The 13,827-nt window shown below is 39.0% G+C and carries 13 protein-coding genes; 9 read left to right on the top strand and 4 right to left on the bottom strand.

Going from position 1 to position 13,827, the window contains the following annotated elements:
- Nucleotides 1-10 precede the first annotated feature (10 nt).
- From tsaD to tsaE, 4 genes are read right to left on the bottom strand one after another with little or no spacing between them, the layout of a single operon-like run.
- Nucleotides 11-1,024, bottom strand: a complete 1,014-nt coding sequence (tsaD, locus tag ACF3N8_RS05635) for a tRNA (adenosine(37)-N6)-threonylcarbamoyltransferase complex transferase subunit TsaD (RefSeq protein WP_009384273.1) — start codon at nucleotides 1,022-1,024, stop codon at nucleotides 11-13.
- Nucleotides 1,017-1,445, bottom strand: a complete 429-nt coding sequence (rimI, locus tag ACF3N8_RS05630; RefSeq protein ID WP_392450432.1) for a ribosomal protein S18-alanine N-acetyltransferase — start codon at nucleotides 1,443-1,445, stop codon at nucleotides 1,017-1,019. The genes tsaD and rimI overlap by 8 nt, the downstream gene beginning before the upstream one ends.
- Nucleotides 1,446-1,456: 11 nt before the next feature.
- Complete coding sequence (tsaB, locus tag ACF3N8_RS05625) at nucleotides 1,457-2,119, bottom strand: tRNA (adenosine(37)-N6)-threonylcarbamoyltransferase complex dimerization subunit type 1 TsaB (protein WP_009384277.1); 663 nt, start codon at nucleotides 2,117-2,119, stop codon at nucleotides 1,457-1,459.
- Entirely contained in the window at nucleotides 2,100-2,561 is a 462-nt protein-coding gene (tsaE, locus tag ACF3N8_RS05620; RefSeq protein WP_017176854.1) for a tRNA (adenosine(37)-N6)-threonylcarbamoyltransferase complex ATPase subunit type 1 TsaE, read from the bottom strand. Before tsaE ends, tsaB begins: the two co-directional genes overlap by 20 nt.
- 431 nt (nucleotides 2,562-2,992) lie before the next feature.
- Between tsaE and ilvD the strand changes: the two genes are divergently transcribed.
- The 9 genes from ilvD (at nucleotide 2,993) to ilvA (ending at nucleotide 13,778) form a co-directional block, all read left to right on the top strand.
- Entirely contained in the window at nucleotides 2,993-4,681 is a 1,689-nt protein-coding gene (ilvD, locus tag ACF3N8_RS05615) for a dihydroxy-acid dehydratase (protein ID WP_238101015.1), read from the top strand.
- A gap of 79 nt (nucleotides 4,682-4,760) precedes the next feature.
- The gene (gene ilvB / locus ACF3N8_RS05610) at nucleotides 4,761-6,434 is read left to right on the top strand and encodes a biosynthetic-type acetolactate synthase large subunit (protein ID WP_392450431.1); all 1,674 of its coding nucleotides are present in this window, start codon (nucleotides 4,761-4,763) and stop codon (nucleotides 6,432-6,434) included.
- Nucleotides 6,431-6,901: an acetolactate synthase small subunit gene (ilvN, locus tag ACF3N8_RS05605; RefSeq protein ID WP_009384285.1), complete on the top strand. Its 471-nt coding sequence runs from the start codon at nucleotides 6,431-6,433 to the stop codon at nucleotides 6,899-6,901. The genes ilvB and ilvN overlap by 4 nt, the downstream gene beginning before the upstream one ends.
- 46 nt (nucleotides 6,902-6,947) lie before the next feature.
- Nucleotides 6,948-7,952, top strand: a complete 1,005-nt coding sequence (ilvC, locus tag ACF3N8_RS05600) for a ketol-acid reductoisomerase (RefSeq protein ID WP_238094307.1) — start codon at nucleotides 6,948-6,950, stop codon at nucleotides 7,950-7,952.
- Nucleotides 7,953-7,973: 21 nt separating this feature from the next.
- On the top strand, nucleotides 7,974-9,509 hold the full coding sequence (locus ACF3N8_RS05595) for a 2-isopropylmalate synthase (RefSeq protein WP_392450397.1): 1,536 nt from the start codon (nucleotides 7,974-7,976) through the stop codon (nucleotides 9,507-9,509).
- Nucleotides 9,506-10,546 (top strand): 3-isopropylmalate dehydrogenase, encoded by a 1,041-nt coding sequence (gene leuB, locus ACF3N8_RS05590; RefSeq protein WP_009384291.1) that lies wholly within the window; start codon nucleotides 9,506-9,508, stop codon nucleotides 10,544-10,546. Before ACF3N8_RS05595 ends, leuB begins: the two co-directional genes overlap by 4 nt.
- 12 nt (nucleotides 10,547-10,558) lie before the next feature.
- Nucleotides 10,559-11,929 (top strand): 3-isopropylmalate dehydratase large subunit, encoded by a 1,371-nt coding sequence (leuC, locus tag ACF3N8_RS05585; RefSeq protein ID WP_238101012.1) that lies wholly within the window; start codon nucleotides 10,559-10,561, stop codon nucleotides 11,927-11,929.
- Entirely contained in the window at nucleotides 11,930-12,499 is a 570-nt protein-coding gene (leuD, locus tag ACF3N8_RS05580) for a 3-isopropylmalate dehydratase small subunit (protein ID WP_238101011.1), read from the top strand.
- A 13-nt stretch (nucleotides 12,500-12,512) separates the two neighbouring features.
- Nucleotides 12,513-13,778: a threonine ammonia-lyase IlvA gene (gene ilvA, locus ACF3N8_RS05575; RefSeq protein WP_238102080.1), complete on the top strand. Its 1,266-nt coding sequence runs from the start codon at nucleotides 12,513-12,515 to the stop codon at nucleotides 13,776-13,778.
- The last annotated feature ends 49 nt before the right edge of the window (nucleotides 13,779-13,827 follow it).

Raw genomic sequence — 13,827 nt, 5'->3', positions numbered from 1 at the left:
TTGATGGAAATTAAAAGGATTCGATATCGAGCCCACTTTTACCGTTAAGTGACATATCTGCACGTACACCATCTAAGTATAAAAAATGTGCCACAGAGCCGATCATCGCTGCGTTATCTGTACATAGTTTCATACTAGGAATAGCAAGTTGAATCTGTTTAGCAGTTGCTTCTTCTTTAAGCTTTTGACGTAAGCCTTGGTTACTAGCGACTCCACCTGCAACGATTAAATGGTCAACATTAAAATCTTCACATGCTTTGATGGCTTTTCCTACAAGAACCTCTACAACGCTATTTTGGAAACTAGCCGCGACGTTTTCTTTAAAAATTGGATTGTTCTTCTGACGTTCGTTGTGTAATTTATTAATGACTGCACTCTTAAGACCGCTAAAACTAAAGTCATAGCTATCCTTTTCAAGCCAAACGCGAGGGAAATCATACGTATCTTCCCCAACTTGCGCAAGCTTATCAACAAGCGGTCCGCCTGGATAAGGTAAGCCAATTGTACGTGCTACCTTGTCATATGCTTCTCCCACTGCATCATCGCGTGTTTCACCAATCACTTTGAAGTTTAAGTGATCTTCCATATAAATCAATTCTGTGTGACCACCTGAAACGATTAGTGCAATAAGTGGGAATGTTAAAGGTTCTTCGAGATGGTTCGCATAAATATGTCCCATAATATGATGTACTGGAATTAATGGTTTTTGATGTGCGAATGCGAGCGCTTTAGCTGCATTAACACCAATTAATAAGGCACCGATTAATCCTGGACCTTCCGTAACGGCAACGGCATCAATGTCATCCATCGTAACGTCTGCTTCTTGAAGTGATGTTTCAATTGTCGTCGTGATACCTTCAACATGATGACGACTCGCAACTTCTGGTACTACACCACCGAAACGCTTATGACTTTCAATCTGACTTAATACCGTATTACTCAATATCATCGTACCGTTCTCAATGACACTTACACTCGTTTCATCACAACTGGTCTCGATTGCTAAAATCTTTGTATTATTCATCGTTTAAATTCACCCACATAACATATGCATCCTCTCCATTGCCATAATAATTTTTACGTTTGCCACCGTATTGGAATCCGAACTTCTGGTAGACATGTTGTGCGACCGTATTATCGACACGCACTTCTAAACTCATAACTGAACAAGAATAGCTCGCATATTGCATCACATATTTTAAAAGCAACTGACCTAAGCCATAGCCACGATATTTAGTGTCAATCGCAACTGTCGTAATTTGAGCTTGATCGATTACAATCCATAAACCTAGATAACCTATTATTTCACCGTCATATTCTAAGACAAAATACTGTGCAAAGTTGTTTTCTTCTAATTCATGATAAAAGGCATCAATTGTCCAAGAGCTATCATTAAAACTCACGCGCTCGATGTCATAAACGTTCGGGACATCGAGCTTGGACATCTTTCGAATATTTAAGTCTTTTGGTTTTGGTTGATCCAATTTTGTTCCGCCTCTGATAATTTTAAATACGTCGGTTTAAAGGTATGGGTATCTTCAGGTGTGTGAATTAAAGGCTTCATAGCTATCGCGCGTGGTAATTGATGCAAGGTTGGTCCGTCTAATAAGTCTTCTAAATCAGTTGTATCATGACCTACAAAGATATAGTCGTCGTTAAGTGATTGAAGTTTGTCGTTCAGATCTTTAATCGCAATGTACTGATCTTCAATAATCGTTTCAAAGTGACCGTCTTTAAATTGATATGCACCTGCGTAGACATGTTCACGTCTTGCATTGAAGACAGGTACAATGACGCGTGTTTCATGCGTTAGCGTGTGTGCAAGGGCTTTTAAAGAAGAGACCCCATATAAAGGAATATGAAGCGTATAAGCTAATGTCTTGGCTGTTGTAACACCAATACGTAAACCTGTATAAGAACCTGGACCTTGCGCAACTACAATCGCGTCAAGTTGCTGCGGGGTCATATTATGTTCGTTCATCATATGTTCAATAGCTGGCATGAGTTGAACAGAATGATTCTTCTTTATATTTGTCGTGTAATCGTCAATCACGTCGTCATCGTTCATTAAGCCAATCGATAATGGTTGATTGGATGTATCAATTAAAAGATACTTCACGTTCGATACCCTCCTTCATGTCTTGATAGTGACGCCCTTTTGCGTGAATCGTAATGTCTCTAGTCGTTTCATCAATGACTTTGATATTGATTTCTAGAAAAGCATTCGGTAAGAATGTCTCAATGAACTGGCTCCATTCGATAATTGTAACCGCTTCTTCGTCTAGAAAATATTCATCAAAGCCTAAATCTTCTTCAGATTCTTCAAGTCTATAGCAATCCATGTGGTGTAATTGAAGCTTGTCACCTTGATAAGATTTAATAATATTAAATGTTGGAGAATTAATGACACGTTTAACGCCTAGTGCTTTACCAATAAGTTGCGTGAGCGTTGTTTTACCTGCACCTAAGTCACCATTTAATAAAATGAGATCTTGTCCTTTAAGTCGACTTGCAAGGACGTGCGCAAATTGTTCAAGTTCATCTAAATTTTTAATTCTCATTTTAAGAACTCCTATTATAATTTTTATCCTATACATTGTAACAAATTTTGCATCGATTTACTTTGAAATGCGGTACATCGTCATCAAAATTAAATTTTCAAAAAATTCTTTAAAAAAGAGTTGACACTTAATACGTCGATATAGTAAATTTAATTCAACAAATTTTTAGATAATTCTCACTATTGATTGAAACCATTTAATTAGGAAGGAGCATAATAAGATGACTTTTAATACAAGCGCATATACGAAACCACTAAGACAACAAAATATTATTATCATTTTATTATGCATGTTAGGACTCGAACATCAGTAAACAAATTTTTGTTACTGCTCGTTTAAGTCCTATTTCTAGTTGAATGGGACTTATCTAACGTCCCAATTTTTATCAATTGGGACGTTTTTTTATTTTCAAATATTCGGGGGGAATCAAAATGAGAAGCGATAAGATCAAAAAAGGAGATCATCAAGCACCGGCTAGAAGCTTGTTACACGCAACAGGACAAATCAAAAGTCCAACTGACATGAATAAACCTTTCATAGCAATATGTAATTCATATATAGACATTGTTCCAGGACATGTACATTTAAGAGAGCTGGCAGATATTGCGAAAGAAGCAATCAGAGAAGCAGGTGGCATTCCTTTTGAATTTAATACAATCGGCGTAGATGACGGCATCGCAATGGGACACATTGGCATGCGTTATTCGTTACCAAGTCGAGAAATTATCGCGGATGCAGCTGAAACAGTTATCAACGCACATTGGTTCGATGGTGTCTTCTACATTCCGAACTGTGACAAAATCACGCCTGGTATGATTTTAGCAGCCATGCGTACGAATGTACCGGCTATCTTTTGTTCAGGTGGGCCTATGAAAGCTGGTTTATCGTCTCAAGGTAAAGCTTTAACATTATCATCTATGTTTGAAGCGGTTGGTGCTTTTAAAGAAGGATCAATGTCAAAAGAAGAATTCTTAGAAATGGAAGAAAATGCCTGCCCTACTTGCGGTTCTTGTGCAGGGATGTTCACAGCAAATTCCATGAACTGTTTAATGGAAGTGTTAGGGTTAGCACTACCATATAACGGCACAGCACTCGCAGTAAGTGAACAAAGACGTGAAATGATTCGAGAAGCTGCTTTTAAATTAGTAGATAATATCAAAAATGACTTAAAACCACGAGACATCGTTACGGAAGAAGCGTTAGATGACGCATTTGCATTAGACATGGCGATGGGTGGTTCTACAAATACAGTCCTTCACACACTCGCAATTGCGAAGGAAGCGGGTATCGACTACGACTTAGCACGCATTAATGAAATCGCTAAGAAGACACCTTATTTATCTAAAATCGCACCTAGTTCGTCGTATTCAATGCACGATGTTCATGAAGCTGGTGGGGTTCCAGCAATCATCAATGAACTTATGAAGAAAGAAGGCACATTACATCCTGACCGCATCACAGCAACTGGTCAAACACTTAGAGAAAATAATGAAGGTAAAGCAATAACGAATGATAAAGTTATCCGCCACTTAGATAATCCTTATGACTCTGAAGGTGGCTTATCCGTCTTATTCGGTAACTTAGCTCCTAATGGCGCGGTTATCAAAGTTGGCGGAGTCGACCCATCTATCAAAGTCTTTAAAGGTAAAGCAATTTGTTTTGATACGCATGATGACGCAGTTGAAGCTATCGATAATCATACTGTCCGCGAAGGGCACGTTGTCGTGATTCGATATGAAGGTCCCAAGGGTGGTCCAGGCATGCCAGAGATGCTTGCCCCTACTTCATCAATTGTTGGTCGCGGCTTAGGTAAGGACGTCGCATTAATTACAGATGGTCGTTTCTCTGGTGCCACAAGAGGTATTGCAGTTGGTCACATTTCACCTGAAGCTGCATCTGGCGGCCCTATCGCACTTGTAGAAGATGGTGATGACATCACAATCGATTTAACGAACCGAACTTTAGATGTCGATGTTTCAGATGACACATTAGAAGCACGTAAACAAGCATTAAAACCATTTAAAGCAAAAGTTAAAACTGGTTACTTAGCACGCTACACAGCACTTGTTACAAGCGCTAATACAGGCGGTGTGATGCAAGTACCTGAAAATCTTATTTAAGGAGTGAATGGATATGTCTAAAACAGAAGAACCTCTCGAAACAGTAACGTATGAAGAAGTTGAGGGACCTGTTGAAACTATGAAAACGGGGTCAGAACTTTTAGTAGAATCCTTTTTAAAGGAAGATGTTGATTTCATATTTGGTTATCCAGGCGGTGCGGTATTGCCGCTATATGATAAATTTTATGATAAAGATATTACACATATCCTTGCACGACATGAACAAGGTGCTACACACGCAGCTGAAGGATATGCACGCGTTACAGGTAAACCGGGCGTTGTCGTTGTGACAAGCGGCCCTGGTGCTACTAACGCAATCACCGGTATAGCTGATGCTTATAGCGATTCATTACCATTAATCGTTATCACTGGTCAGGTGCATACACCAGGTATCGGTAAAGATGCTTTCCAAGAAGCAGATTTACTCTCTATGACTACACCGATAACGAAGCATAATTACCAAGTTAAAGATGTGAACGATATCCCGAGAATTATACATGAGGCGTTTCACATCGCGAATACAGGTCGTAAAGGTCCTGTTGTCATCGACTTCCCGAAAGACATGGGCATATTATCAACGAATCATCCTAAACCACGTGAACTTGATTTACCTGGTTATACGGTAAAAACAACGCCTGAGAAAGAAGATATTCAACGTCTTAGAGAGCTTTTAAAAGCATCTAAAAAACCACTTATCTTAGCTGGAGCTGGCGTCAATCATTCAAAGTCGAATCACATGCTAACAACATTTGCGACAAGACATCAAATACCAGTAGTTACAACATTACTTGGTTTAGGCGCCCTACCATACGAACATGACTTATTCTTAGGCATGGGCGGTATGCATGGTTCTTACGCAAGTAACATGTCACTTACAGAATGCGATTTACTCATCAACTTTGGTAGTCGTTTTGATGATCGCCTAGCAAGTAAGCCAGATGAATTCGCTAAAGACGCTAAAATCGTGCACGTAGATATCGATCCAGTTGAAATCGGTAAAGTTATCAAGACAGACTTAGGTATTGTAGCAGACGTTAAAGAGGTACTGAGCGAGTTACTCATGTTTAACCAATTGACCTTTAAACATGAAGCATGGTTAGACACGTGTTTAACAAATAAGGCAGAACACCCATTTAAATATGAAAAAACAGATGATGGCTTTTCTAAACCGCAAAAACTTATCGAAACAATCGGTAAGATTACAAATGGCGATGCGATCGTCACAACTGACGTTGGACAACATCAAATGTGGGTTGCACAGTATTACCCATTCAATCGACACGGTCAATTACTTACAAGTGGTGGCCTTGGCACAATGGGATATGGTATACCTGCAGCAATCGGTGCGCAACTAGCAAGACCAAATGACACAGTAGTCGCGTTTGTCGGCGATGGTGGGTTCCAAATGACGAACCAAGAAATGGCATTACTGAATGAGTTTAACCTTAACGTTAAGATCGTGCTCATCAATAACGGTACGCTTGGCATGGTTAAACAATGGCAAGATAAATTCTTTAATCAGCGCTTTAGTCATTCCGTATTTAACGATCAACCTGACTTTATGAAACTCTCAGAAAGTTATGGTGTTCATAGTTACTTAATCGATGACCCTGAAGCAATGGAACGTTCACTTGAAGAGGCCTTTCAATATGAGGGTCCAGCATTAATTGAAGTTAGAATCTCACCTGTCGAACCTGTATTACCTATGGTTCCAAGTGGAAAAGCCAATCACGAAATGGAGGGTGTGCTATGAGACGAACATTCAAAGTCCAAGTTGTAGATGAAGCGGGTACGTTAAATCGACTCACGAGTATCTTTGTTCGTCGTCAATTTAACATTATCACCCTCTCAGCTACACCAACTACACAAGAAAAAATTACAGAAATTACATTTGTCGCTGAAATTGAAGATGAAAATGTACGCACACTGATTCTACAGTTAGAGAAACAAATCAATGTATTGAAAGTTGAAGATATCACAGACACAAATACTTATAACAGAGAATTGTTATTAGTTAAATTAAACACACCTAAAGACAAAGAGGCATTCTATAAAGTGATTAAACCGTATGATGCGCTAGTTTCAATCTTGAAAGATGACCAGACGCACTTGTATTTACAAGCGTTTGGTCCACCATATACGATGAACAACCTTTTAGATGATCTAACATCATTTGATATCGAACAAGTTTCTCGAACAGGTTCAGCAGGCTTAATTTAATAACAAGCTAAAATTTCAAAATTTTCAAATTAATGGAGGTATTCACATGACACAAGTTTATTATGATGAATCAGTAACAAAGGACGCTTTGAAAGGTAAAAAGATCGCAGTTATCGGTTATGGCTCTCAAGGTCACGCGCACGCGCAAAACTTAAAGGATAATGGCTATGATGTTGTTATCGGTATCCGTCCAGGTAAATCGTTCGACCAAGCTAAAGAAGATGGCTTTGAAGTATTAACTGTTAGTGAAGCAAGTGAAGCTTCGGACGTTATCATGGTGTTACTACCTGATGAAGTTCAAGGTCAAGTTTATGAAAAGGAAATTCAACCGTACTTAACTAAAGGAAAAGCGTTAGCCTTTGCACACGGATTTAACGTTCATTTCAAAGTCATCGTACCACCTTCAGATGTAGACGTATTCTTAGTAGCGCCTAAAGGACCTGGTCACTTAGTACGCCGTACATTTACAGAAGGTAGCGCTGTTCCAGCATTATTCGCAGTTGAACAAGACGCTACAAATGAAGCACGAGATATCGCGTTAAGTTATGCGAAAGGTATCGGTGCAACTCGTGCAGGCGTCATCGAAACATCATACAAAGAAGAAACTGAAACAGATTTATTTGGTGAACAAGCTGTTCTTTGCGGTGGTGTTACACGCTTAATCCAAGCAGGATATGAAACTCTAACTGAAGCGGGTTATCAACCTGAAATCGCCTACTTTGAAGTATTACATGAGATGAAGTTAATCGTTGACCTCATGTATGAAGGCGGCATGGAAAATATGCGTTATTCAATCTCTAACACAGCAGAATTTGGTGATTATGTATCAGGTCCACGCGTTATCACAGATGAAACTAAAGCAAATATGAAGAAAGTACTTGAAGATATCCAAAACGGTTCATTCAGTGACCGCTTCATCAAAGACAATCAAAATGGATTTAAAGAATTTAAAGCACTACGTGAAACACAACACGGTCACCCTATTGAAGCAGTAGGTCGTGATCTTCGTGACATGATGCCATTTGTTAAATCGAAATCGATTCAAAAATAACGTTTAAAGGGGTTGAGGACTATGTCTCATCATATCCAAATTTTTGATACTACACTTCGTGATGGTGAACAAACACCAGGCGTTAGCTTTTCATTTGATGAACGCTTAACAATAGCTAAGCAACTTGAAAAATGGGGCGTTGACATTATTGAAGCAGGCTTCCCTGCTTCAAGCCCTGGTAGTTTTAAATCAGTGGAAGCTATCTCGAAAGCATTAACAAAGACAGCCGTTTGTGGCCTCGCACGATGTAAAAAGTCAGACATTGACGCAGTATACGAAGCAACGAAAGAAGCACAATTACCTAGAATTCATGTATTTATTGCAACAAGTCCGATTCACTTAGAACATAAACTGAAAATGACTGAAGACGAAGTCTTAAGCGCTATTACTGAGAATGTGCGTTATGCGAAACAATATTTTGACGTCGTTCAATTCTCACCAGAAGATGCGACAAGAACCCCTTTACCATTTTTAATTCAATGTGTACAAACAGCGGTAGATGCCGGTGCAACTGTCATTAACATTCCAGATACTGTAGGTTATAGCTACCCTACTGAATATGGGAATATCTTTAAAACTTTACATGAAGAGATTCAAACAGATCAAGACGTCATTTACAGTGCACATTGCCATGACGACTTAGGTTTAGCTGTAGCAAATAGTATAGCAGCGATTCAAAACGGTGCGAAACGTATTGAAGGTACAATTAACGGTATCGGTGAACGTGCTGGTAACACTGCTTTAGAAGAAGTTGCGCTAGGACTTTATGTAAGAAACGATTATTATCAAAATCAAACTAAGCTTAACCTAGCTGAAACGAAAGTTACATCTGACCTGATTTCGAGATATGCTGGAATTCGTGTTCCTAGAAACAAAGCTATCGTAGGTCAGAATGCATTTAGCCATGAGTCTGGTATCCATCAAGACGGTGTCCTTAAGAACCCTGAAACTTATGAAATTATGACACCTAATCTTGTCGGCGTTAAGAAAAACGATTTACCACTTGGAAAACTTTCAGGTAAACATGCCTTTAATGAAAAACTTAAAGCACTAGGTTATGAAATTGATGACGAAGGTAAAAAACAATTATTTAAACAATTTAAAGATATCGCTGATAAGAAAAAACATGTTACAGATCGTGATATTCACGCTTTAATACAAGGTACGAATCACGAACAACGTGCACTCTATCAGGTCGATGCACTTCAACTTCAATTGGTATCTAACGGACTTCAAAGTGCAGTCGTTGTACTCAAAGATAAAGCTGGCAAAACATACCAAGATTCAAGCATTGGAACAGGTTCAATTGTATCTATTTATAATGCGGTTGACCGTATTTTTGATGTATCGCCAGAACTACTTGACTATACCATTGATTCCGTGACTGAAGGTCTTGATGCTCAAGGTGAAGTTCACGTACAAATCAATGTAGGTGGACAAACATTTACGGGTATCGGTATCGACCACGATATTCTATACGCTTCATGTAAAGCATACGTTGAAGCACATGCGAAATATCAACTTGAAATTCAATCGGAAGAAGGCGTTACGTCATGACATATAGAATCGTAGCATTACCAGGAGACGGGATTGGTCCCGAAATAATGGAAGGCACTTTAAGCGTATTAAAACGTTTAAGTGAGAAATACCAATTTGAATATTCTTTATCAGTTCACGATTTTGGTGGCGTTGCTATAGACAACTATGGCACGCCTTTTCCAGAATCAACACAACTTGCGTGTAATGATGCAGATGCAATATTACTAGGTGCTGTAGGTGGACCTAAATGGACAGATCCCGATAATCGTCCTGAACATGGGCTGTTAAAATTACGAAAATCCTTACAATTATTTGCTAATATTCGCCCGATTAAGGTCGTTAAGGGGACAAGCCATTTATCACCACTTAAAGAAAGTATCGTTGACGATGCGGATTTTATAATCGTGCGTGAACTAACTGGCGGCATTTACTTTGGTGAACCAAGCTATGTAGAGAAGACGCATGCACTTGATTCATTGACTTATACGAAAGACGAAATCACGCGAATTGCGCATGTGGCTTTTAAATTAGCTCAATCGAGACGCAAAATTTTAACGAGCGTCGACAAGGAAAATGTGCTCGCTTCTAGTAAATTATGGCGCAGCGTAATCAACGAAGTAAGTCAAGATTATCCTGAAGTTACAGTTAATCACTTACTTGTAGATGCATGTAGTATGCATTTAATTACGAATCCAAAGCAATTTGACGTTATTGTAACGGAGAATTTATTTGGCGACATCCTAAGTGATGAAGCATCCGTTATTCCAGGTTCACTCGGCTTATCACCTTCCGCAAGCTTTAGTGAAAATGGTCCGCGCTTATATGAACCTATTCACGGCTCAGCTCCAGATATTCAAGGGAAAGATCTCGCAAACCCATTTGCGATGCTACGATCATTATCTATGTGTCTTAAAGAAAGTTTCGATGAGTCAAAAGCAAGTCACGAACTTGATCACTTAATAGACCACCTCATTCAAGAAGGCATTACGACTAAAGATTTAGGTGGCACATACCATACATCTCAAATTTTTGAATATATTTTAAAAAGCATTTAAGGAGGAATGACGATGGCTCAAACACTATTTGATAAAGTTTGGGATAAACATGTTATCACAGGTAAAAAAGGAGAACCTGAACTTTTATATATCGATTTACACTTAATCCATGAAGTCACGTCTCCTCAAGCTTTTGAAGGATTAAGAATCCAAAAAAGGCAGCTCAGACGTCCAGATTTAACGTTTGCTACATTAGATCATAACGTTCCTACAGTGGACATCTATAACATTAAAGATGAGATTGCGAATAAACAAATCACGACACTTCAACAAAACTGTAAAGACTTCGGCGTAACATTATTTGATGTCGGGTCTAAAGAACAAGGCATTGTGCATATGGTTGGACCAGAAACAGGTCTAACGCAGCCCGGTAAAACAATCGTATGTGGTGATTCACATACGGCAACTCACGGTGCTTTCGGGGCAATCGCATTTGGAATTGGCACAAGTGAAGTTGAACATGTATTCGCAACGCAAACACTTTGGCAGACAAAGCCTAAGAATTTAAAGATTGAAGTAACAGGTACCCTTCCTAAAGGTATTTATGCGAAAGATATTATTTTACATCTGATCAGTCAGCATGGTGTTGATTTCGGTACAGGTTATGCCCTCGAGTTTACAGGTGAAACCATTCGTAACTTAAGCATGGAAGGTCGCATGACGATTTGTAATATGGCGATTGAAGCGGGTGCTAAGTTCGGTATGATGGCCCCTGATGAAAAGACCTTTGAATATGTAAAGAATCGTCCTTACAGTCAGGACATTGAAGCTAAAATCGATGAATGGAAAACGTTATACAGCGATGAAGATGCTACGTTTGATAAAGTCATCACACTTGATGTATCAGAACTTGAACCTCAAGTAACTTGGGGTACAAGTCCAGAGATGGGCGTAAGTTTCTACACGCCTTTTCCAGAAATCAAAGACGTCAACGATGAACGCGCATATAACTACATGGGACTTAAACCAGGTCAGTATGCTGAAGACATTAAACTTGGATATGTCTTCCTAGGTTCGTGTACGAATGCGCGACTTTCTGATTTAAAAGAAGCTAGTGAAATCGTGAAAGGTCATCAGGTGCACCCTGACATTACTGCAATTGTCGTACCTGGATCGAGGACCGTTAAACTTGAAGCCGAGTCTTTAGGTCTTGATCAAATCTTTAAAGATGCCGGCTTTGAATGGCGTGAACCTGGATGTTCTATGTGTTTAGGTATGAACCCAGACCAAGTGCCGAGCGGTGTCCATTGTGCTTCAACAAGTAACCGTAACTTTGAAGGCAGACAAGGTAAAGGTGCAAGAACACATCTTGTTTCCCCTGCTATGGCAGCGGCTGCCGCAATTAACGGTCACTTTGTAGACGTTAGAAAGGTGGTTAAGTAAATGGAAATTAAACCAATTGAAGTTATTAAAGGTAAACCAGTGCCACTTTTTCATGACAATATCGATACCGACCAAATCATACCTAAAGTTCATTTAAAACGTGTTACAAAAACAGGCTTTGGTCCCTTCTTGTTTGATGAATGGCGTTACCTAGATGATGGGTCTGACAATCCTGACTTCACTTTAAACCAGCCACAATACAAAGACGCCTCAATTTTAATTACAGGCGATAATTTCGGTTGTGGTTCTAGCCGTGAACATGCCGCTTGGGCACTGAAAGACTATGGTTTCAAAGTTATTATTGCCGAAAGCTATAGCGACATCTTTTACATGAATTGCACAAAGAACGCGCTCTTACCGATACGTTTACCGAAGGCAGCGCGTACACATTTAGCAACATTTGATGAAATTACCATTGATTTACCTAACCAAGTTGTGAAAAGCCCTGAGCAAACCTTCGAATTTGAAATCGATGAAACTTGGAAGAATAAACTCGTAAATGGCCTTGATGATATCGCCATTACGTTACAATATGAATCATTAATTGAAAACTACGAAAAGAATAACTAGAGGAGTGAATAGTATGACCAACACGACAAGTGTTACAGCAAGAGAAATAGATGAAGCATTTTTATCATTAGAAAATGTAGCTAAACGTACCCCTTTAGAACGTGATCATTATCTATCTCTCAAATATGATTGTAACGTTTATTTAAAAAGAGAAGACCTTCAATGGGTACGTTCGTTTAAACTAAGAGGCGCTTTTAACGCGATTAACGCCCTATCTAAAGAAGCGCAACAACTCGGTATTACATGTGCGAGCGCTGGTAACCATGCGCAGGGTGTCGCTTTTACAGCAAAAGAAATGGATTTAAAAGCGGTCATCTTCATGCCTGTTACAACACCTAATCAGAAGATTTCACAAGTTCAATTCTTTGGTGGAGATAATGTTGAAATCGTACTGACTGGAGATACGTTCGACGCATGTTTACAAGAAGCGTTAGCCTACACGAAAGCACATGATATGAACTTTATCGATCCTTTCAACAACGTCAACACGATTGCTGGACAAGGTACAGTCGCTAAAGAAATCTTAGAACAATCTCAATCACTTGATGTAGAATTCGACTACCTTTTCTCAGCTATTGGCGGTGGCGGTTTAATATCAGGTGTAGGGACTTACTTCCATGAAAAGTCTCCTAAGACCAACGTGATTGGTGTCGAGCCTTTAGGTGCTGCAAGTATGCATGCTTCAATACAAAAAGGAGAAGTTGTTACCTTAGAAAGCCTTGATAAATTTGTTGATGGCGCTTCAGTTGGACGTGTTGGTGATATTACATTTAATATTGCTCAGAAAGTGATTCATGATTATATTCAAGTCGACGAAGGTGCAGTGTGTTCAACAATTCTAGATATGTATTCAAAACTAGCTATTGTAGCTGAACCAGCTGGTGCCCTATCCGTATCAGCACTTGAACAATATAAAGATCAAATTAAAGGTAAAAACGTGGTATGTATTATCAGTGGTGGTAATAATGATATCAACCGTATGAAAGAAATTGAGGAACGTTCGTTATTATATGAAGAAATGAAACACTACTTCATTCTAAACTTCCCTCAACGCCCTGGTGCGTTAAGACAATTTGTTAATGATGTTTTAGGACCTAAAGATGATATCACTAAATTTGAATACCTTAAGAAGTCATCTCAAAATACGGGTACTGTTATCATTGGTATCCAGTTAAAAGACCACAATGATTTAGAACAGCTACTTGAAAATGTAAATGCGTTTGATAATCGAAACATTTATATTAATGAAAACAAAATGCTATATTCGTTACTGATTTAAATCATAATCTAACCTACGTGAAGTCGCGTAGGTTTTTTTCGTGCATAAA

Origin of the sequence: Staphylococcus massiliensis (genome assembly GCF_043186315.1) — a bacterium.
Lineage (GTDB): Bacteria > Bacillota > Bacilli > Staphylococcales > Staphylococcaceae > Staphylococcus > Staphylococcus massiliensis.
This window is presented reverse-complemented; position numbering and strand designations above follow the sequence as displayed.